General features: G+C 69.0%; 21 protein-coding genes. 11 read left to right on the top strand and 10 right to left on the bottom strand.

Annotation, left to right across the window (positions count from 1 at the left end; genetic code table 11):
• The first annotated feature begins 90 nt into the window (after window positions 1–90).
• The 3 genes from recO to J7495_RS12300 all read left to right on the top strand — a co-directional run bounded on the left by recO (window position 91) and on the right by J7495_RS12300 (window position 3,038).
• A complete protein-coding gene (gene recO / locus J7495_RS12310) occupies window positions 91–822 on the top strand; it encodes a DNA repair protein RecO (protein WP_294056807.1) in 732 nt (243 codons plus the stop codon).
• A 69-nt stretch (window positions 823–891) separates the two neighbouring features.
• Window positions 892–1,944 (top strand): 3-isopropylmalate dehydrogenase, encoded by a 1,053-nt coding sequence (leuB, locus tag J7495_RS12305; protein ID WP_294056805.1) that lies wholly within the window; start codon window positions 892–894, stop codon window positions 1,942–1,944.
• Window positions 1,941–3,038 carry a glycosyltransferase family 2 protein gene (locus J7495_RS12300; RefSeq protein WP_294056803.1) on the top strand — a complete coding sequence of 366 codons (1,098 nt, stop codon included), beginning with the start codon at window positions 1,941–1,943 and terminating at the stop codon, window positions 3,036–3,038. The genes leuB and J7495_RS12300 overlap by 4 nt, the downstream gene beginning before the upstream one ends.
• Here the strand turns inward: J7495_RS12300 and J7495_RS12295 are convergent.
• Entirely contained in the window at window positions 3,035–3,484 is a 450-nt protein-coding gene (locus tag J7495_RS12295; protein WP_294056802.1) for a DUF6334 family protein, read from the bottom strand. The two genes, J7495_RS12300 and J7495_RS12295, sit on opposite strands and share 4 nt — an antisense overlap.
• A complete protein-coding gene (locus J7495_RS12290) occupies window positions 3,457–4,818 on the bottom strand; it encodes a phospholipid carrier-dependent glycosyltransferase (RefSeq protein WP_294056801.1) in 1,362 nt (453 codons plus the stop codon). Before J7495_RS12290 ends, J7495_RS12295 begins: the two co-directional genes overlap by 28 nt.
• A 59-nt stretch (window positions 4,819–4,877) precedes the next feature.
• Between J7495_RS12290 and J7495_RS12285 the strand changes: the two genes are divergently transcribed.
• From J7495_RS12285 to J7495_RS12265, 5 genes are read left to right on the top strand one after another with little or no spacing between them, the layout of a single operon-like run.
• Window positions 4,878–6,086 carry an aminotransferase class I/II-fold pyridoxal phosphate-dependent enzyme gene (locus J7495_RS12285; protein ID WP_294056800.1) on the top strand — a complete coding sequence of 403 codons (1,209 nt, stop codon included), beginning with the start codon at window positions 4,878–4,880 and terminating at the stop codon, window positions 6,084–6,086.
• 27 nt (window positions 6,087–6,113) lie between these two features.
• The gene (gene apaG / locus J7495_RS12280; protein WP_294056799.1) at window positions 6,114–6,512 is read left to right on the top strand and encodes a Co2+/Mg2+ efflux protein ApaG; all 399 of its coding nucleotides are present in this window, start codon (window positions 6,114–6,116) and stop codon (window positions 6,510–6,512) included.
• A 9-nt stretch (window positions 6,513–6,521) separates the two neighbouring features.
• On the top strand, window positions 6,522–7,313 hold the full coding sequence (locus tag J7495_RS12275; protein WP_294056797.1) for a LysR family transcriptional regulator: 792 nt from the start codon (window positions 6,522–6,524) through the stop codon (window positions 7,311–7,313).
• Between the two features lie 58 nt (window positions 7,314–7,371).
• Entirely contained in the window at window positions 7,372–7,641 is a 270-nt protein-coding gene (locus J7495_RS12270) for a CopG family ribbon-helix-helix protein (protein WP_294056796.1), read from the top strand.
• On the top strand, window positions 7,638–7,931 hold the full coding sequence (locus tag J7495_RS12265; RefSeq protein ID WP_294056794.1) for a type II toxin-antitoxin system RelE/ParE family toxin: 294 nt from the start codon (window positions 7,638–7,640) through the stop codon (window positions 7,929–7,931). Before J7495_RS12270 ends, J7495_RS12265 begins: the two co-directional genes overlap by 4 nt.
• A gap of 5 nt (window positions 7,932–7,936) precedes the next feature.
• Here the strand turns inward: J7495_RS12265 and J7495_RS12260 are convergent, their stop codons facing one another.
• Together J7495_RS12260 and J7495_RS12255 are read right to left on the bottom strand one after the other, a co-directional pair.
• On the bottom strand, window positions 7,937–11,185 hold the full coding sequence (locus J7495_RS12260; protein ID WP_294056793.1) for a PAS domain-containing protein: 3,249 nt from the start codon (window positions 11,183–11,185) through the stop codon (window positions 7,937–7,939).
• A gap of 103 nt (window positions 11,186–11,288) precedes the next feature.
• Window positions 11,289–11,732 (bottom strand): helix-turn-helix domain-containing protein, encoded by a 444-nt coding sequence (locus J7495_RS12255; protein WP_294056792.1) that lies wholly within the window; start codon window positions 11,730–11,732, stop codon window positions 11,289–11,291.
• Window positions 11,733–11,802: 70 nt separating this feature from the next.
• Here J7495_RS12255 and J7495_RS12250 point away from each other — a divergent pair, with 70 nt between their 5' ends.
• Window positions 11,803–12,615 carry an SDR family oxidoreductase gene (locus J7495_RS12250; RefSeq protein WP_294056791.1) on the top strand — a complete coding sequence of 271 codons (813 nt, stop codon included), beginning with the start codon at window positions 11,803–11,805 and terminating at the stop codon, window positions 12,613–12,615.
• Between the two features lie 141 nt (window positions 12,616–12,756).
• Here J7495_RS12250 and J7495_RS12245 read toward each other — a convergent pair whose 3' ends face one another.
• From J7495_RS12245 to J7495_RS12230, 4 genes are read right to left on the bottom strand one after another with little or no spacing between them, the layout of a single operon-like run.
• The gene (locus J7495_RS12245) at window positions 12,757–13,140 is read right to left on the bottom strand and encodes a DUF1801 domain-containing protein (protein ID WP_294056790.1); all 384 of its coding nucleotides are present in this window, start codon (window positions 13,138–13,140) and stop codon (window positions 12,757–12,759) included.
• A gap of 13 nt (window positions 13,141–13,153) precedes the next feature.
• Window positions 13,154–13,564: a DUF1801 domain-containing protein gene (locus tag J7495_RS12240; protein WP_294056789.1), complete on the bottom strand. Its 411-nt coding sequence runs from the start codon at window positions 13,562–13,564 to the stop codon at window positions 13,154–13,156.
• A 12-nt stretch (window positions 13,565–13,576) separates the two neighbouring features.
• Window positions 13,577–13,984: an SRPBCC domain-containing protein gene (locus J7495_RS12235; RefSeq protein ID WP_294056787.1), complete on the bottom strand. Its 408-nt coding sequence runs from the start codon at window positions 13,982–13,984 to the stop codon at window positions 13,577–13,579.
• A complete protein-coding gene (locus J7495_RS12230; protein WP_294056786.1) occupies window positions 13,981–14,310 on the bottom strand; it encodes a metalloregulator ArsR/SmtB family transcription factor in 330 nt (109 codons plus the stop codon). The genes J7495_RS12235 and J7495_RS12230 overlap by 4 nt, the downstream gene beginning before the upstream one ends.
• A gap of 263 nt (window positions 14,311–14,573) precedes the next feature.
• Between J7495_RS12230 and J7495_RS12225 the strand changes: the two genes are divergently transcribed.
• Together J7495_RS12225 and J7495_RS12220 are read left to right on the top strand one after the other, a co-directional pair.
• Window positions 14,574–15,410 carry a TIGR00266 family protein gene (locus J7495_RS12225; RefSeq protein WP_294056785.1) on the top strand — a complete coding sequence of 279 codons (837 nt, stop codon included), beginning with the start codon at window positions 14,574–14,576 and terminating at the stop codon, window positions 15,408–15,410.
• Window positions 15,407–15,964, top strand: a complete 558-nt coding sequence (locus J7495_RS12220; RefSeq protein ID WP_294056784.1) for a GNAT family protein — start codon at window positions 15,407–15,409, stop codon at window positions 15,962–15,964. Before J7495_RS12225 ends, J7495_RS12220 begins: the two co-directional genes overlap by 4 nt.
• Here J7495_RS12220 and J7495_RS12215 read toward each other — a convergent pair.
• Entirely contained in the window at window positions 15,948–17,279 is a 1,332-nt protein-coding gene (locus tag J7495_RS12215; RefSeq protein WP_294056783.1) for a serine hydrolase, read from the bottom strand. The two genes, J7495_RS12220 and J7495_RS12215, sit on opposite strands and share 17 nt — an antisense overlap.
• A 77-nt stretch (window positions 17,280–17,356) precedes the next feature.
• Entirely contained in the window at window positions 17,357–18,565 is a 1,209-nt protein-coding gene (locus J7495_RS12210; protein ID WP_294056782.1) for a hypothetical protein, read from the bottom strand.
• Window positions 18,566–18,607 lie beyond the last annotated feature (42 nt).

The raw sequence follows: 18,607 nt of genomic DNA, 5'->3' as shown, positions 1-18,607 counted from the left end.
CTGGGCGGTCCCGAGTGTTATCTCCGGCATGGCAGGCGGAGACAAGGGGCGGGCTGGCCTCAGCCGGGGCAGAGCGGCTAGAGCGGCGCGATGCACCTCCGCGCCGAAGCCATCCTCCTCGCGGTTCGCGCGCATGGCGAGCATGGCGCGATCGTGCGTGCGCTCACCGCCGAGAACGGGCTCCAGCCCGGCTATGTCCGCGGCGGGCGGTCTCGCGCGCTCAAGCCGGTGCTCCAGCCGGCGAACCTGATCCTCGGCGAATGGCGCGCGCGGACCGAGGAGCAATTGCCCGGGCTGACGGTCGAGCTGATCCACAGCCGCGCGCCGCTCTACCGCGAGCCGCTCCCCGCCGCTGCGCTGGAGTGGGTGACCGCGCTCACCGCGGCGGTGCTGCCCGAGGGCCAGCCCTATCCGCGGCTCCACGACGCGCTCGACGGGATGCTCGGCGCGATCGAGGCGGCGCCGGCGGCGCGCGGCTGGGCAGTGGCGCTGGTCCGCTACGAGCTGCTGCTGCTCGCCGAGCTCGGCTTCGGGCTCGACCTCAGCCATTGCGCCGCGACCGGCGCCAACGACGACCTCGCCTTCGTCAGCCCGAAGAGCGGCGTCGCGGTCAGCCGCTCGGGCGCGGCCGGCTATGAGGCCAGGCTGTTGCCGCTGCCGCGATTCCTGGTCGAAGGCGGCGCGGGCGAGTGGCGCGAGATCCTCGAGGGGCTCAGGCTTTCGGGCCATTTCCTCGAGCGCGACCTGCTGATCGGCAAGGCGGCCGATGTCCTCCCCGCGCGCGCGCGGCTGGTCGAGCGGCTGAAGCGGGCGGTTGCGTAACCCGCGCGGCGCGGTAATGGCGCTTCTTAAGCCCCTCCCCTGAAGGGGAGGGCTCAAGAAGGAAGAAGAATGCCGCTGATTGCAGTGCTCGCCGGCGACGGCATCGGCCCCGAAGTCACCGCCGAGGCGCGGCGCGTGCTCGAGGCCCTGAACCTCGACCTGAGCTTCGAGGAAGCGCCCGTCGGCGGCGCCGCCTATCTCGCGACCGGCCGGCCGCTCCCGCCCGAGACGCTCGCACTCGCCAAGCGCGCGCACGCAGTGCTGTTCGGCGCGGTGGGCGACCCCAAGTTCGACGCGCTCGAGCGGCGGCTGCGCCCCGAGGCCGCGCTGCTCGGCATCCGCCGCGAGCTCCAGCTCTTCGCCAACATCCGCCCGGCGACGCTGTTCGCGGGCCTCGAGGCCGCCTCGCCGCTCCGGCCCGAGATCGTCCGGGGCCTCGACCTCGTCATCGTCCGCGAGCTGACCGGCGACGTCTATTTCGGCGAGAAGGGCCGCCGCACCAATCACGATGGCCTCCGCCAGGGCTTCGACATCATGAGCTACAACGAAGCCGAAGTGGAGCGCATCGCGCGCGTCGGCTTCGAAATGGCCAAGCGCCGCCGCAAGAAGCTCTGCTCGGTCGACAAGGCGAACGTGCTGGAGACCTCGCAGCTGTGGCGCGACGTGATGAACGAAGTCGCGCTCGATTATCCGGACGTCGACTTCACCTGCATGTACGTCGACAATGCCGCGATGCAGCTCGTGCGACGCCCCTCGGACTTCGACGTGATCGTCACCGGCAACCTCTTCGGCGACATCCTCTCGGACCAGGCGAGCATGTGCGCGGGCTCGATCGGGATGCTGCCCTCGGCCTCGCTCAACGCGTGGCGCGGGGCGAACGGCATGTACGAGCCGATCCACGGCTCGGCGCCGGACATCGCGGGGCAGGGCAAGGCCAATCCGTGCGCGGCGGTGCTTTCGGCGGCGATGCTGCTGCGCCACTCGCTGTCGAACGACGAGGCGGCGGCGCGGATCGAGCGCGCGGTGGGCGCGGCGATCGCGGGCGGGGCGCGCACTGCCGATCTCGGGGGCGAGCTCTCCACCCGGGCGATGGGCGACGCCATCCTCAAGGAACTCGTGTGAGCGCGCTCGAGCTTGCCGTCGTAATTCCCACCTTCAACGAGTTCGCCAACGTGCCGCGGCTGGTCGCGGCGCTCGATGCAGCGCTGGCCGGGCGCGCCTGGGAAGCGATCTTCGTCGACGACAACAGCCCCGACGGCACTGCCGATGCCGCGCGCGAGCTGGCGCGCGCCGACGCGCGCATCCGCGTGATCCAGCGCATTGGCCGCCGCGGGCTCTCGACCGCGTGCATCGAGGGGATGTGCGCGACCGCCGCGCCCGTGGTCGCGGTGATCGACGGCGACATGCAGCATGACGAGACGCTGCTGCCCAGGATGCTCGACGCGCTCCAGGCCGATGCCGGGCTCGACGTCGTGGTCGGCTCGCGCTTCGTCGATGGCGGCGGGACGGGCGACTGGGACCGCGATCGCGTCGCCAAGTCGGCCTTTGCGACGCGGCTCTCGCAGCAGATCCTCCAGGTCGAGCTCAGCGACCCGATGAGCGGCTTCTTCATGATCCGCACGGGGATCGTGCGCGAACTCGTGCCGAAACTGTCGGGAATCGGCTTCAAGATCCTGCTCGACATCCTCACCGCCGCGCCGCGGCCCCTGAAGGTGCTCGAGCTTCCCTACGTCTTCCGCACCCGCGAGGCAGGCGAGAGCAAGCTCGATTACTTCGTCGCGCTCGAATATCTGATCGCGCTCTACGACCGGCGCTTCGGGCGGGTCGTGCCGGTGCGCTTCGCGATGTTCGCGGCGATCGGGGCGATGGGCGCGGTCGTCCATTTCACGGTGCTGACCGCGCTGTTCCGCCTGGGCGGGCTGACCTTCCTCACCGGCACCATCGCCGCGACCGCAGTGGCGATGACCTTCAACTTCTTCCTCAACAATGCGCTGACCTATCGCGAGCAGCGCCTCAAGGGCGTCCGCGCGCTGCTCGGCGGCTGGGCGAGCTTCTGCCTCGTCTGCGCGGTGGGCGCGATCGCCAACGTCGGCGTCGCGGGCTTCCTGTTCAACGTCGAGCACGGCGACTGGCGCTTGTCGGCGCTGGCGGGGATCGCGGTGGCAGCGGTGTGGAACTATGCCCTGTCCTCGCGCTTCACCTGGGGGCGGTATTAGGCGTAGCGCAGCGTCAGGTCGTAGCACGAGAGAGCAGACGCCACTGCAACGAACATGCACCTGGGATCAAGCGCCTGCGGGCTGCGTCCGCTGAAGGCAATCGTGAAGCTGTCCTTATAACCCTGGGAGTTGATCCCGACCCAGCTCCATCCGAGATGATCGCCCCGCGCGAAGGCGAAGGAGGGGATGCTGCGCCAACCGTCACCTTCCGGTATTGCGCCGCGCTCGACGATCACTTCGTCCGTGTTGGGTTCCACCCTCAACACGACAGCCCAGCCGTCAAGGCAGATCGCCACCGAATCCCAAACGGCCGAGCCGTCGCTCAGGGTCATCGCGTTGAGGCCGAGGATGTCGGTTATCGGGCGCTCGTCGACCTCGTCCCAGTCGAAGCGCAGCGCGATATGCTCGTCCATACCCATCACCGCCAGCTGTTGAACCAGGTCCATTTCTCGAACGCCATCGTGTCCGACAGCGGCATCGAGGAGAGGATCGGGTAGAAGTAGAGGAACAGCAGGAACGACACCGCGAGGAACCACTCGGCCCAGTAGCGCCGGTGCCCGGCCTCGTAATGGTCGAACGCCAGCGCCAGCGCGAAACAGAGGAAGATCGCCGAGGGGTAGTAATAATAATAGAAGCCCAGCGACTTGGGGATGACGATGAAGATCGCGACCGACGCGGTCCACAGCAGCGCCATCGCAAGCGGCTTGGCGGCGCCGTCGCGCAGGCCCGCCCAGAAGCAGGCGAGCACCGCGACCAGCCCGCCCCACATGATCGCCGGATTGCCGATCAGCAGCACCCCGCGCTGCGCGCCGTCGTCGAGCTCGTAGAAATACCAGATCGGCCGGATCATCAGCGGCCAGCTCCACCAGTCGGACTGGTAGGTGTGGTGCGCGAGGACCTGGGTCTGGAGCGCGTACATCTCGCCCTGGAAGGGGATCAGCCGCGCGAGCGTCATGGGATCGCGCTCATAGAAGAAGGCGGGGAGGAAGGTCAGGAAATAGAGGGGGATGCTCACCGCTGCCATGATCAGCAGCGCGCGGATCGTCGGCAGGCCCGGCCAGCGGCGGTGGTCCTTCGCGGCCAGCGCGGCGCCGAGCGCCTTGGCGAAGCTGTCGCCGAATCCACGCGGACTGACCTCCCAATGTTCGCCGATCCGCAGGACGATGAACGCCATGCCCGCGAAGGCGACATAGGGGACCGCGGCCCATTTGACGGCGACCGCGAGGCCGAGCAGCGCGCTTCCGGCGATCCAGCGCCACAACACCTGCTTCGCCGGGCCGTGCATCGCCCGGAGCAGCAGCACCATTGCCCAGCAGAGGAAGGCGACGAGGAACACGTCGAGCATCGCAATCCGCGCCTGGATGAAGAGCAACTGGTTGAGCACCAGCAGCAGCGCCGCGATCACCGCGGGGCGCATCCTGCGCGTGAGCAGCCAGACGAAGGCGAACCCCGCCACCACCGTGGCGCTGCCGAACAGGCTGGGGACCAGCCGCCAGCCGTAGGGATCGTCGCCGAAGATCGCCATGCCGAGCGCGATCAGCTCCTTGCCGAGCAGCGGATGCTCGATGTTGCGCGGCTCGGAGAGGTCGAGGAGGTTCTGCGCGGCGGGGACGTAATGGACCTCGTCGAAGAACAGGTGCGTCGGCCAGCCGATGCGGACGGCGAAGAGCAGCTCCGCCGCCAGCCCGATCAGCAGCGCGACGGTGACGGGGCGAGTGCTGAGCGACTTGAGCCAGGCGGTCATGGCGCGGGGATAGCGGATCGTTTCGCGTCCCGCCATCGCGATCCAATCCATCCCGACGGTTGACGCCGGCCACCCGGCCTCGCAAAGCGGACCCCATGAAGCGCCATACCGGACAGGACCGCAGCATCACCACGCGCTGGAAGCCCGCCACCCAGGCGGTGCGCGGCGGCACCGCGCGCTCCGAATGGGGCGAGACCAGCGAAGCGATCTTCCTCACCTCGGGCTACGCCTATGACTGCGCCGGCGACGCCGCCGCGCGCTTCGCGGGCGAGCAGGTCGGCATGACCTATTCGCGGCTCCAGAACCCGACCGTCGAGATGCTCGAGGAGCGGATCGCGCTGCTCGAAGGCGCCGAGGCGTGCCGCTCGATGGCGACCGGCATGGCGGCGATGACCGCGGCGCTGCTCTGCCAGCTCTCGGCGGGCGACCATATCGTCCAGGGCCGCGCTGCGTTCGGTTCGTGCCGCTGGCTCACCGATGCGTTCCTTCCGCGCTTCGGGATCGAGACGACGATCGTCGACGCGCGCGACCCGCAGCAGTTCGAGGACGCGATCCGCCCGAACACCAAGCTCTTCTTCTTCGAGACGCCGGCCAATCCGACGATGGACATCGTCGACCTCGAAGCGGTGTGCGGCATCGCGCGAAAGCACGGCATCACCAGCGTGGTCGACAATGCCTTCGCCACGCCGGTGCTCCAGCGCCCGCTCGACTTCGGCGCCGACGTCGTCGCCTATTCGGCGACCAAGATGATGGACGGCCAGGGCCGCGTGCTCGCCGGCGCGGTCTGCGGCACAGCGGACTTCATCAACAACGTGCTGCTGCCCTTCACTCGCAACACCGGGCCGACGCTCAGCGCGTTCAATGCCTGGGTGGTGCTCAAGGGGCTCGAGACGCTCGACCTGCGGATCAACCGCCAGAGCGAGAATGCATTGAAGGTCGGCAGCTTCCTCGAGAAGCGCGTGCCGCGGATCAACCATCCGGGGCTCCCCGGCCATCCGCAGCACAACCTGGCCAAGCGCCAGATGAGCGCGTGCGGCCCGATCTTCTCCTTCGAGGTCGACGGCGGCCGCGCCCAGGCGCACGGGCTGCTCGACGCGCTGGGACTGATCGACATTTCGAACAATATCGGCGATTCACGCTCGCTGATGACGCACCCCGCTTCGACGACGCATTCGAGTGTCGCCGAAGAAAAACGACTCGAAATGGGCGTGACCGAAGGCATGTTGCGTCTAAATGTAGGATTGGAAGACGCCGACGATCTGATCGACGACTTGGACCAGGCGCTGGACAAGGTCGGCCTTTGAGCAACTGGCAGTGAGGAATTTGCCGTGATGAAGTCGCTGTTCAGCGAGGAAGCGGAGACCCGCGGCATCACCGTGCGCGTATCGGTGTCCTACCTGCCTGAACAGTCGGAGCCGCAGCGCGGGCGCTGGTTCTGGGCTTATCACATCCGCATCGAGAACGAGAGCGAGCTGACCGTCCAGCTGCTCACGCGCCACTGGATCATCACCGACGGGCGCGGCCACCGCCACACGGTGGAGGGCGAGGGCGTCGTCGGCGAGCAGCCGATGATCGCGCCGGGCGGCAGCTTCGACTATGTGTCGGGCTGCCCGCTCGCGACGCCGACGGGCAACATGCAGGGCAGCTATCACATGGTCGCCGAGGACGGCGCGGCGTTCGACGTTGCGATCCCGAAATTTTCGCTCACGGCGCCGGCGGTGGCGGGGTAACAGGCGCGCATGAAGCGCACGCATCTTCCCCTGAACGGCCTCCGCGTGCTGGATGCGGCGGCACGGCACCTCTCCTTCACGCGGGCGGCCGACGAGCTGGCGGTGACGCCTGCCGCGGTCGGCCAGCAGATCCGCGCGCTCGAGGAGACGCTGGGCGTCGTGCTGTTCCGGCGGACGACCAAGGGGTTGGAGCTCACGCCCGAAGGCGAGTCGGGGCTCGGTGCGCTGCGGGCGGGCTTCCTCCAGTTCGAGGAATCGGTGCGCGCGATGCAGGCGGGGCAATCGTCCAAGTCGCTGACGATCGCCGCACCGCGCGACCTCACCACCAAATGGCTGATGCCCAAGCTCGCCGAGATCGCCGCGGCGGACGGCGAGCTGCGCTTCGTGCTCGTCGCGGCGGACGAGAGCGTCGACTTCACCGAGGCCAACCTGGACCTCGCGATCCGCTGGGGCGAGGGCCCGGGCGAGCATGAGGGCGAAGCGCTCGAGAGCGAAGGCATGGTGACGGTCGAGCGCCCCGGCGGCGGCACCGACGTGCGCATCGCCTGGGCGGGCTGCCTCGCCGAGGATGCCGGCGCCTTGGTCCGTGTGGCGGATGCGGGGCTGGCGATCGAAGCCGCCGCACAGGGGCTGGGCCGCGCGACGGTGCCCGAGATCCTCGCGCGCGCCGATTTGGCGAACGGGCGCGTGGTGCAGGTCGGCGAGCCGCGCGGATCGAAGCTCGGCTATTGGCTGGTCGCCCCGCTGCCGCAATGGCGGCAGAAGAAGGTCAAGGCGCTGGTCGACACGCTGGCGGGGTAGGGCTTGCTGCTGCGATTAAAAGTGATTAGATTTCAATCGTCGCGATCGGAGCAGGCTGATGACTGCCGCAACTCGAGTTCTCACTGCGCACGTACCCGCCGGCCTTGCGGACAAGGTCGATTTGCTGGCCGCTCGGCTTGAGCGTTCGCGCGGCTGGGTCGTGAAGCAGGCATTGGCCGCCTGGGTCGACCAGGAGGAGGAGCGTCACAAGTTGACGCTTGAAGCGCTTGCCGATGTTGATGCCGGCCGGGTGATCGACCATCAGACCGTCTTGGCTTGGGCAGACAGCCTCTCGACCGGCGAGCCGTTACCGCCGCCGGTCGCATGAGGATCGTTTGGACGAGCCGGGCATCGTCCGACCTGATGCGTTTGCATGAACATCTGAGACCGATTGCGCCAGATGCCGCGGCGCGGGTCGTTCAGCAGCTCGCGCGAGCACCCTCGCGCCTGCTCGACTATCCTCGCCTCGGCGAAAAGCTGGAAGCGTACGAACCGCGTGAGGTTCGCCGGATCGTCGTCGGCAACTACGAGATGCGATACGAAATCGCCGATGCGACGATTTTCGTCCTGCGCCTTTGGCATGGTCGCGAGAGCCGGAGTTTCGGGCCGGACGAATAGGGCGCTCACCCCTCCTCGATGATCGCTCGTACCCGGTTCGCCAGCTGCTCCATCGCGAAGGGCTTGGTGATCATCGACATGCCCGGCTCGAGGAAGCCCGACGCCAGCGCGGCATTCTCGGCATAGCCGGTCATGAAGAGCACCTTGAGCTCGGGCCGCACCAGCCGCGCCGCATCGGCCACCTGGCGGCCGTTCAACCCGGGCAGGCCGATATCGGTCACCAGCAGGTCGATCCGCTGCTTCGACTGGAGGATCTCCAGCCCCTTGGGTCCGTCCGCCGCCTCGAGCGCGCGATAGCCGAGCTCGCCGAGCACTTCGACGATCAGCCCGCGCACCACCGGCTCGTCCTCGACCACCAGCACGATCTCGCCCTCGTGCGAACCCGGCGCCTCGGCGAGCCCGGGGGCATGTTCCTCGGCCGGCGCCTCGCCGCGGTAGCGCGGCAAGTAGAGCTTGATCGTCGTGCCGTGGCCGACCTCGCTGTAGATCCGCGCATAGCCTTCGGACTGGCGGGTGAAGCCATAGATCATCGAGAGGCCGAGCCCCGTGCCCTGGCCCATCGGCTTGGTGGTGAAGAACGGCTCGAACGCGCGTGCGATCACGTCCTTGGTCATGCCCGTGCCGGTGTCCGACACGCAGATGCAGACATATTGGCCCGGCCGCACGTCGCGCTCGCGCGCGGCATAGATGCTGTCGAGATGGGCGTTGCACGTCTCGATCGTCAGCTTGCCGCCGTCGGGCATCGCGTCGCGCGCGTTGATCGCGAGGTTGATGATCGCGCTCTCGAGCTGGTTGGGGTCGCAGCGCGTGAGCCACAGCCCGCCACCGAGCACCAGCTCGAGCTCGATCATCTCGCCCAGCGTCCGGCGCAGCATGTCCTCGATCGAGCCGATCAGCGGATTGGCGCGCACCGGCCGCGGATCGAGCGGCTGGCGGCGCGAGAAGGCGAGCAGCCGATGGGTGAGCGCCGAGGCGCGGTTGGCCGAGGTCTTGGCGCCGGTCAGCCAGCGGTCGATGTCGGCCATCCGACCCTGGGCGATGCGGCTCTCCATGATGTCGAGGCTGCCGGTGATGCCCTGGAGGAGGTTGTTGAAGTCGTGCGCGATCCCGCCGGTGAGCTGGCCGACGGCTTCCATCTTCTGGCTCTGGCGCAGCGCTTCCTCGGTGGCGCGCTGCTCGGTGATGTCGCGGCCGACGCCGTGGATGCGGTCCTGGTCGGGCACTGCGGTCCATGCGAGCAGGCGATAGCCGCCGTCCTTCTCGCGATAGCGATTCTCGAAGGCGAGCGTGGCTTCGCCCTCGGCGATCTTGGCGGTCTCGGCCGCGGTGCTGGCGAGGTCGTCCTCGTGGACGAAATCGGTGACCAGCCGGCCGACCATCTCGTCCTCTCTCCAGCCGAGCAGCTGCTGCGCGCTCGGGTTGATCGCAGTGATCCGCCCTTCGAAATCGGAGACGAGCAGGATGTCGCGGCTCAAGGTCCACAGCCGGTCGCGGTCTCGGCTGCTCTCGGCCTCGGCGAGCTTCTGCTCGTGGATGTCGGTGTTGGTGCCGACCCAGGAGGTGATCCGCCCGCGCGAATCGCGGATCGGCATCGCGCGCGCGATGAACCAGCGCCACTCGCCCTGCGCGCTGCGGAGGCGGAACTCGGTCTGGTAGACGTCCCCGTTCGCCACCGCCGCGGCCCAGCGCTCGGCCGCGGCCGGCGCATCGTCGGGATGGACGATCCTCGTCCAGTTCGCGCCGTCGAGCGATCCCGGCTCGTTGCCGCTATAGGCATAGGCCTGGGCGTTGCACCAATCGAGCAGGCCGTCGGCGCGCGCGGTCCACACCTGGTTGGGCATCGACTGGGCGAGCGCGCTGAACCCGGCCTCGCTCTTCTCGAGCGCGCTCTGCACGCGGTGGCGCTCGGTGGTGTCCTGCACCACGCCGACCATGCGCAGCGGCTTGCCCTCGGCGTCGCGCTCGAACTCGGCCTTGCGCGCGATGATCCGTTCCTCGCCGGTGTCGGCGCGGTGGATGCGATATTCGACGTCGAGCGGTCCCTTGCCGGCGAGGCGATCCTTCGCAGACGCGATGCGGGCCTTGTCCTCCTCGAAGAGCAGCCGATCGATCTCGTCGGTGGTCACCGTCTCGCAGGGCTCGACGCCGAAGATCCGGCAGAATTCGGGGGTGCAGGCGATCACATTGGTGGTGACGTCGACCGAGAAGACGCCGACCCCGCCTGCCGCCTGTGCGCGGCGCAGCTCGGCCTCGCGCTCGGCGAGCTGCTCGACGGCGCGGACGCGCTCGATATGCGCCCAGGAGCGTTCGGTGACTTCGCGGATGATCGTCCGCTCATAGTCGCTCCATGCGTGCGGCGCCTTGTCGTGGATCGCCATCAGCGCGGTGAGCCGGCCTTCCTTGACCAGCGGCATGCAGACCGTCGCCGTGACGCCGAGGTCCTGGAAGGCCTTGGCCTCGTGCGGCAGCAGCTGGACGAGATTGTCGTCGATCACCAGCGGCCGCCCCGCGCCGAGTTCCTTGACCGCGAGCTTGCCGAAATCGGCGAGGCGGAAATGGCCGAGGAGCGGCGGCGAGCCCGGCGCGTGCCAGTCGCCGCGAATGGTGAAGCCGTCCTCGTCGGCATCCATGTCGGCATAGGCGCAGCTCGAGACACCGAGGTGCTCGGCCGTCATCCGCGTGGTGATCGCGAGGATCGCGTCGGCGTCGCTGCATACCGAGACCGCGCGGCCGAGCGCGTCGAGGAAGGCGAGCCGCCGCGCGCTCTCCTCCAGCGCGATCCGCGCGCGATAGGCTTCGGTGAACTCGACCACCACCGCCATCACGCCCACCGGCTTGCCCGCCTCGTCGCGCAGCGGCGAATAGTCGAGGTTGAAATAGACCGTCTCGAGCTTGCCGAACCGGTCGAGAACCAGCGGATGGTCGGTGTAGCTCAGCGTGCCCCCGGCGAGCACGACGTTGAGGATGTTGTCGTTGAAGTCCGAGACTTCGTCCCAGCCCGAGCGGACCTCGCTGCCGAGCAGCGCAGGATGGCGCTGGCCGGCGAACTCGGCATAGGCGTCGTTGTAGATCATCGTGCCGCGCTCGCCCCACAGCGTCACGATCGCGACGGGCGAGTCGAGCATCACTTGGAGGTTGGTGCGCAGGCTCTGCGGCCAGGCCTCGATCGGCCCAAGCGGCGTCGCGGCCCAGTCGTGGCTGCGGATCAGCTCGGCAAGCGCGCTTTCGCCTGCGGGAAACTCGCTCGTGGACACTGGGGTGAAATGCTCTCGCCGCCTCGACGGCCCAGGGTAGGGCCATCTCCGGCCGGTACAACGCAGAATCGCACGGGTCGTTGCACAGCCGACATGCTTTGCCTCACGCTTCGCCGGGCATCACGCGGCGGGTGCGGATCCCGGCAAGCGGCCGGCCGGTCGCGCGGTCGACGACGACCGGCTCGATGCGCGCGCCGGTCTCGGCATCGACCGGGTAGCTCGTCTGGCCTTCGCCATAATGGCGCGCGCCCCAGGCGCCGATCGCCTCGAGCACCGGCAGGAAGTCGCGCCCGCGCTCGGTGAGACGATAGTCGTGGCGCGGCGGGCGCTTGCTGTAGCTGTGCTTCTCGAGCAGCCCCGCCTCGACCAGCGCCGCGAGCCGGCGCGAGAGGATGTTGGGCGCGATCCCGAGGCCGGCGCGGAACTGGTCGAAGCGCGTCGCGCCGAGCCCGGCGTCGCGCAGGATGAGCAGGCTCCACGCATCGCCGATCCGATCGAGCGCGCGGCCGATGGGGCAGGTGCCCGCATTTATTTTCCCAGTGTCCATTGCATTTTGATAGTGACATAACTATCAAAATGCAAGTTACTTAATTCCCAAGTGGACAGGAGATACGACCATGAGCAATTCGCTGGGCACCGCCCTCGTCACCGGCGCCTCGACCGGCATCGGCGCCACCTATGCCGATCGCCTCGCGCGGCGCGGCTACGACCTGATCCTCGTCGCGCGCAATGCCGGGCGGATGGAAGCGCTGGCCACGCGGTTGCGCGCCGAGACCGGCGTGTCGATCGACGTGCTGCCGGCCGATCTCACCGCGGCGGAGGATGTCGCGCGGGTCGAGCGCCGGCTGGCCGAGGATTCGTCGATCACGCTGCTGGTCAACAATGCCGGCATGTCGTTGCCGGGCGGGGTGGTCGAATCGAGCCCGGAGCAGATCCGCCAGCTCATCACGCTCAACGTGCAGACGCCCGCGCAGCTCGCTTCGGCCGCGGGCCGGGCGTTCCTCGCGCGCGGCAAGGGCGCGATCGTCAACATCGCCTCGGTGCTGGGGCTCGCGCCCGAGCTGGGCGACGGGAGCTACGGCCTCTATGGCGGCACCAAGGCGTTTCTGCTCGCGCTGAGCCAGGGTCTGGCGGTGCAGGGCCGCGGCAAGGGGCTCTACGTCCAGGCGGTGCTCCCCGGTGCGACGCGCACCGAGATCTGGGAGCGCTCGGGCAAGGACGTCGACAGCATGCCGGCCGAGATGCTGATGGAAGTCGACGACCTGGTCGATGCCGCGCTGATCGGGTTCGACCGCGGCGAGGAAGTGACCATCCCGCCGCTCGCCGACGAAGGCCAGTGGGAAGCGCTGCAGCAGGCGCGGCTGGCGATGGCGCCGGGTCTCAGCCGGCGCGAAGTCGCGGCGCGCTATCGCGAGCCGGTGGCGGCGTAGCTGTCATGGTCGGGGCGCCCGCACATCGTCACCCCGGCCCTGTGCCGGGGCCCACGGCGCCCCTTCGACCGTCCTTCGATCTCTTGTCCGGTGCTCGCCTCCCGGCGGGCCCCGGCACAAGGCCGGGGTGACGGAAAGGACCTACTTCCGCCCCTTCATCCCCACCGCCGCGACTGCCTCGCGGACCAGCGCCTTGAACGCCTCCGCGTCGATCGCCTCGCCTTCGCGGAAGTCGATCGCGCGGCGGACGTTGCCTTCGAGGCTCGAATTGAACAGCCCCTTGGGATCGGCGAGCGAGGCGCCCTTGGCGAAGGTGGTCTTGACCACCGCCTTGTAGGTCTCGCCGGTGCAGAGGATGCCGCCGGCATGGTACCAGGTCGGCACGCCGCGCCACTTCCATTCCTCGACCACTTGCGGATCGGCTTCCTTGATCAGCGCACGCAGGCGAGCGAGCGTCTCGCCGCGCCAGTCGCCGAGATCGGCGATGCGCTGGTCGATCAACTGGGCGGGGGTGGGGTCGGTCATCGGCGGTTCCTTGTCAGGCCAGCCAGCCGGGGATCGCCGCGGCCTGGCGGATCCAGCCGGCGAGCTGCGCCTCGTCGATCGCGTCGTCCTCGCGGATGTCCAGGTAGCGGACGTCGGGCTGTTTCGACGTGCCTGGCGGCAGCGGGTCGAGCTCGGCGCCCTTGAAGAAGGCGACCTTCACGAAGCGCGTGTAGCAATGGAAGCTGAGGAACCAGCCCATCCCCGCCACCCCGTAGAAGGGCGAGTTCCATTTGACCGCCTTGCGCACCTCGGGGAGCGTCCGCGTGATCACCGCGTCGAGCTCGCACGCGACGGCCTGCTTCCAGCCCGGCGTCGCGGCGATATAGGCCTGGACCGGCGCATCGCCGTCGCCCTTGGCGATCCTGGGATTGCCGCCCGGTAGCAGCACGGGTTCCTCGGCCATGCCCGTCTCCCCTTAGTCGACGCGATCGAGCAGCGTTTCCAGCGCGCCGAACATGCGCTGCCAGCCGAACTTGGCACCCTGATACGCCTGTTCCTGGTCGGTGCGGAAGCCGGTCTGCTCCATGCGCAGGTGCGTGCCCTGGGCGCTCGGCTCGAGCGTCCAGGTGACCACGCTCTCGAGTCCCATCGCCGCCCAGCTATAGGCGAGTGCGCGCCCCTGCTCGATCTCGAGCACTTCGCACGCGACAGAGCCCCAGTCGGCAGTGAAGTCGAAGCGGTGGCCGACCTCGGCGACGAAGTCGTTGTTCATCAGCCACTCGGCGATCAGGTGCGGCTGGGTGAGCGCACGCCAGATCTTCTCGGGCGGATGCGCGATGTCGCGCTCGACGGTCACGGTGCGCGTCTCGGCGGCGTCGGTCATTGGTCCATCCTCTTGAGCAATGCTTCCAGGTCGTCGAAGCGGCTTTCCCAGAAGCCGGTCATCTTGCCCGCCCAGTCGACCAGCGGCGCGAGCGAGCCGGGGCGGGCGCTGTAGTGCGTCTGGCGGCCGGCGTGGCGATCGCGCACGAGGCCCGCCTGCTTGAGCACACCGAGATGCTTGGAGACTGCCGGCTGCGACACGCCGGCGCGCGCGGTGAGCCCGCCGACGGTCTGCTCGCCCTCGCGGCACAGCCGCTCGAAGATCGCGCGCCGCGTGGGATCGGCGAGCGTCCTGAAGATGAGGTCGTGCGGGTCGGGGGCGGTCATCACGTATAACTCGCTGGCTATGGGTTTATCCATAACCGTGGAGTTATGGGCCGTCAACTGCCCCTCGAACCGTCATCGATCGGACGGCGGCCGCCGAGGTTCGCCGTCGCTTGCAAAATAGGATTTCGCCTGCTTCCCTTGCCGGCGGCGATCGTTCCGGGCGGCATCGCGAGCGACCGAAAAAATGCCCGGAATCGCCGCGACGCGTCGTGACTCTTGTGACTTTTGACTACACCCGCCCGCGCAACAACCGGAGAGATTCGATGCCCCCGAGCAGCCCCTGGAGCCACAGCCGCAGCGCTTCGATCGCCGACGACATCGACTTCGAGATCAAGGGCCAGGAACTCCAGTTCGTCGAGATCGAGCTCGATCCGGGCGAAAGCGCGGTCGCGGAGGCCGGCGCGATGGTGTGGAAGGACGCCAGCATCGGCATGACCACCGTGTTCGGCGACGGCTCGGGCGGGCAGGGCGGCGGGTTCATGGACAAGCTGCTCGGCGCGGGCAAAAGGCTGGTGACTGGCGAGAGCCTGTTCACCACGGTCTTCACCCACAATGGCTCGGGCAAGGCGCGTGTCGCCTTCGCTGCACCCGTGCCCGGCGCGATCGTGCCGCTCAAGCTCAGCGACCTGGGGGGCACGCTGATCTGCCAGAAGGACGCCTTCCTCGCGGCCGCGCGCGGCGTGTCGATGGGGATCGCCTTCCAGCGCCGGGTGATGACCGGGCTGTTCGGCGGCGAAGGCTTCATCATGCAGCGGCTGGACGGCGACGGCTGGGTGTTCGTCCAGTTCGGCGGCACGATCACCGAGCGCGAGCTGGCGCCGGGCGAGGAGCTCCACGTCGACACCGGCTGCCTCGCCGCGCTCACCCCCAGCGTCGACTTCGACCTCGTCACCGCGGGCGGCGTGCGCAGCGTGCTGTTCGGCGGCGAGGGGCTGTTCTTCGCGCGGCTGCGCGGGCCGGGCAAGGTGTGGATCCAGTCGCTGCCCTTCGCACGCCTCGCCGGGCGGGTGATCGCTACCGCGATGCCCGGCGGCGGGCAGAACCGCGGCGAAGGCTCGGTGCTCGGCGGGCTCGGCCAGTTCATCGGCGGGAACGAGTGAAACAACTCGCGCCTCGCGACACGCCGGTGCTCGAGACCGCGCGGCTGGTGCTCCGGCCGCGCGTGATCGACGATGCCGTGGCGCTGCATCCCGGGTTCGCCGATCCCGAGCTGATGCGCTGGTGGTCGAGCGCGCCGCACACCAGCGTCGAGCAGACGCGCGCGAGCTTCGTCTTCGCCGGCGGCCCCTGGCGCTGCTGGGCGATCACGCTGCGCGGCGACGATACCGCGATCGGCTTCGTCGCGGCGGGCGAGAAGCGCCAGGGCAACGTCACCGAGATCGGCTATATGCTGATGCCGGCGTACTGGCGCACCGGCATCGCCGCCGAGGCGGTGTCGGCAGTGATCGACCAGGTCTTCGCCGAGGGCCAGCGCCGCGTCTTCGCCGATACCGATCCCGACAATCTGCCCTCGCGCGGGCTGCTCGAGCGGCTCGGGTTCAAGCTCGAAGGCTATCTCCGCGCCGAATGGGAGACGCACATCGGCGTGCGCGACACCACGCTCTACGGCATGCTTCGCGAGGAGTGGGAAGGGCGGGCTACTTCGGCGCGCTGAGGTCGGCGGCGCGCGAGATCAGGCTGAGCAATCGATTGAGCTCGACGTCCTTCGTCGTGTCGTTCCAGCTTGCGGTGAGCACGTGCCAGCTGCCGTCCTTGCCCTGGAGCAGCAGCGTCAGGTTGAGCACGCCGGGCTCCGACCCGCCCTTGTAGCCGACATATTGCCAGCGCCCCGCGCTCGCCGGGCCGATGCCGGGGTTCTTGCCCAGGATCGCGCGCGCCTCGGCGCCCGGCCCGCTCGCGGTGTTGCGGCGCAGCCAGTCCATCACGCGGACGAGGTCGGCGGGGGAGTAATACCATTCGATCGTGTCGACATGGATCGGCTTGCCGTCGCGGAACAGGTCGGTGCGGATCGAAGTGACCGGCGCGGCGTCGACCTCGGCGAGCATCGCGCGACGGCCCGCTTCGTCGGTTGCCAGCCAGCGCGCGTCGAGCCCGGCGATGCCCTTCAGCTTGAACATCTCGAGCGTCGAGAGGAACGGCCGGTTGCGCGCGGGATCGGCGACGCCGACCACCGGCATCATCGCCTCCACCTTCTCGCGGCCGAGCGTGCGCAGCAGGATGTCGGTGGCGCTGTTGTCGCTGATCGAGATCATCTTGCCCGCGAGCTCGCGGATCGTGACTTCGGCCCCCTTGGGATAGAAGACATAGGCGCCGCCGGGCAGCTGCGTGCCGTCGAGCGTCTCCTTGTCGTCCCAGTGGCGCTCGCCCGCATTCACTTCGCGGACGAGTTCGGCAAGGATCGTGAGCTTGAACGCCGATCCGATCGCCAGCGGCGTATCGGCATTGCGCGCGGCGTCGATGCGCGGCGCCCCGTCGCCGAGCGTGGCGAAGGCGAAGCCGGTGAGGCCGGGCAGTGCGGCGATCTGCTTGACCACTTCGTCGACGCTTGCGGCGCGCGCGACGAGGCTCGACAGGCCGAAGCCGGTCACCTGATGCGGCTCGGCCTTGTCGACGATGATCTTGCCGCTGCCCACCGCGTCGCGAAAGCCGACGTCGAGCGTCGCTTCCCAGGGCGAGACGATGGTGACACGCTCGATCGCAACGAAGGGCCCGACCGAGCCCATCAACTGCTGGATCATCTGCGCGAACTTGTCCTTGGGGACGGCCGCGCGGAAGTTCGCCGCGAAATAGCTGTCATAGTCGCCCCTGCCATTGAGGATGTCCGGCAGCGCGGCGAGGCGCGCCTTGAGCTCGGGCGAAGCCTCGGGCGCGGCGGGCGGCGAAACCTGCGCCGACGTCGCGACCTGGGCATGGGCGCTAGGCATCGGCGCCGCGACGAGCACGGCGAACAGCAACGGCAGAACACGCATCGGGACCTCCCCGCGGGGCGAGTCGCCCCTCGCGAGCCGATCTACGCCGGAAAAATCATGATATCAAGATTTATGCGTCAGGACCGTCTCTGGCGGATCTGGATTTCGGCGGGCTCGGCATCGTCGCTCGACAGGTCGAGCATCTCTAGCCGGACCTGCGATTCGTGCATGCCCAGCCAGCCCATCGGCGCGGCGGCCTTGCGGAAGGTGAAGCTGTAGCGCTCGACGCGCAGCACGCCGGGGTCGCTCGGGTCACGCTTCAAGGGCGCGTAGCGGCGGGTGCGGATCGAGGCGAGCACGGCGTTGCTCCACGCCGGCTCGACCGGTCCGCCCTGGCGGAGCACGTCGGCGTCGGTGGTGCTGCCGTCGGGCGCGATCCAATAAGTCACGTCGACCCAGCGCGGGTCCTCGGGCTCGCCCTTGGTGCGGCGCGCACCGGCAAGGTCGACGGGCGGCGCCACGACGAGCACCGGCTTCTCGGTCGGCGTGCGGCGCAGCTCGGCGATCAGCGCGTCGGCGGCCTTGCTGTCGCCCAGCCGCGCCTCGAGCCGCGCCTTCATCGCGCGCGCGGCGCTGGCATAGGCGGCCTGTTTCGGATCGGTGCTGGCGATGAGCTGGTCGAGCGCCTCGCCGGCGGATTTGCGCCACGCCGGGTCGGTCGCGGCGAGCTGCGCGCGCATCGAGGCGAGGCGGAGCATCGCGAAGCCCTGGACGGTCGGCTGGCCGATGCGGCGCGCGTCGCCGATCACCTGTTCGTAGCGCTGCTGCGCCTCGGCATAGCGGCCGGTGCTGACCAGCGCGTCGCCGACTTCGATCCGGGCGATCAGCACGCGCGGGTCCTCGCCGCTCACGCCGCTCTCGAGCGCGGTCAGTGCCTTGACCATCCCCTTGCGATAGGCGGCACCGTCGCCGAGGTGCACCGCGATGCGGGCGTCGGCGCGCAGCAGGTCCGAGAAGGGGATCGGATATTGCTTCGCATAGCGCTGGTTGCGCTTCATCGTCGCGGCGAGCGTGCCGCGCGCGCCCTTGTAGTCGCCCGCGACGAACTGGTTCTCGGCATGCGAGACCGCGGCGGCGATGTCCTCGTCGGTCGGGCAGCTGCGCTCGACGCAGGCGTTGAGCACGCGCGCGGTGTCGGCGAGCGACTGGCCGGTGACGACGATCGCGGGGCCTTCGCCGTCCTGGCCCGAGGCTTCGGCGGGCGTCGGCGCGGGAGTCGGCGCCGTCTGCGCGAACGCGGGGGCCGCGATCAGCACCGCGGCGGCCAGGAACAAGCTGCTACGCATATCGGAAAATCCCACCACCCGGTTCTCGACTCGCGCTCAATC

Source organism: Sphingomonas sp., assembly GCF_017745215.1.
GTDB lineage: Bacteria > Pseudomonadota > Alphaproteobacteria > Sphingomonadales > Sphingomonadaceae > Sphingomonas.
Note: the sequence above shows the minus strand (reverse complement) of the source record. Positions and strands in the feature narration are given on the sequence as shown.

Excerpts from the sequence above, each read along its gene's own strand:
- recO (WP_294056807.1), top strand. The coding sequence starts at position 91 with ATGCACCTCCGCGCCGAAGCCATCCTCCTCGCGGTTCGCGCGCATGGC.
- leuB (WP_294056805.1), top strand. The coding sequence starts at position 892 with ATGCCGCTGATTGCAGTGCTCGCCGGCGACGGCATCGGCCCCGAAGTC.
- J7495_RS12295 (WP_294056802.1), bottom strand. The coding sequence starts at position 3,484 with ATGGACCTGGTTCAACAGCTGGCGGTGATGGGTATGGACGAGCATATC.
- J7495_RS12290 (WP_294056801.1), bottom strand. The coding sequence starts at position 4,818 with ATGGCGGGACGCGAAACGATCCGCTATCCCCGCGCCATGACCGCCTGG.
- J7495_RS12285 (WP_294056800.1), top strand. The coding sequence starts at position 4,878 with ATGAAGCGCCATACCGGACAGGACCGCAGCATCACCACGCGCTGGAAG.
- apaG (WP_294056799.1), top strand. The coding sequence starts at position 6,114 with ATGAAGTCGCTGTTCAGCGAGGAAGCGGAGACCCGCGGCATCACCGTG.
- J7495_RS12275 (WP_294056797.1), top strand. The coding sequence starts at position 6,522 with ATGAAGCGCACGCATCTTCCCCTGAACGGCCTCCGCGTGCTGGATGCG.
- J7495_RS12270 (WP_294056796.1), top strand. The coding sequence starts at position 7,372 with ATGACTGCCGCAACTCGAGTTCTCACTGCGCACGTACCCGCCGGCCTT.
- J7495_RS12265 (WP_294056794.1), top strand. The coding sequence starts at position 7,638 with ATGAGGATCGTTTGGACGAGCCGGGCATCGTCCGACCTGATGCGTTTG.
- J7495_RS12255 (WP_294056792.1), bottom strand. The coding sequence starts at position 11,732 with ATGGACACTGGGAAAATAAATGCGGGCACCTGCCCCATCGGCCGCGCG.
- J7495_RS12250 (WP_294056791.1), top strand. The coding sequence starts at position 11,803 with ATGAGCAATTCGCTGGGCACCGCCCTCGTCACCGGCGCCTCGACCGGC.
- J7495_RS12245 (WP_294056790.1), bottom strand. The coding sequence starts at position 13,140 with ATGACCGACCCCACCCCCGCCCAGTTGATCGACCAGCGCATCGCCGAT.
- J7495_RS12240 (WP_294056789.1), bottom strand. The coding sequence starts at position 13,564 with ATGGCCGAGGAACCCGTGCTGCTACCGGGCGGCAATCCCAGGATCGCC.
- J7495_RS12235 (WP_294056787.1), bottom strand. The coding sequence starts at position 13,984 with ATGACCGACGCCGCCGAGACGCGCACCGTGACCGTCGAGCGCGACATC.
- J7495_RS12230 (WP_294056786.1), bottom strand. The coding sequence starts at position 14,310 with ATGACCGCCCCCGACCCGCACGACCTCATCTTCAGGACGCTCGCCGAT.
- J7495_RS12225 (WP_294056785.1), top strand. The coding sequence starts at position 14,574 with ATGCCCCCGAGCAGCCCCTGGAGCCACAGCCGCAGCGCTTCGATCGCC.
- J7495_RS12215 (WP_294056783.1), bottom strand. The coding sequence starts at position 17,279 with ATGCGTGTTCTGCCGTTGCTGTTCGCCGTGCTCGTCGCGGCGCCGATG.
- J7495_RS12210 (WP_294056782.1), bottom strand. The coding sequence starts at position 18,565 with ATGCGTAGCAGCTTGTTCCTGGCCGCCGCGGTGCTGATCGCGGCCCCC.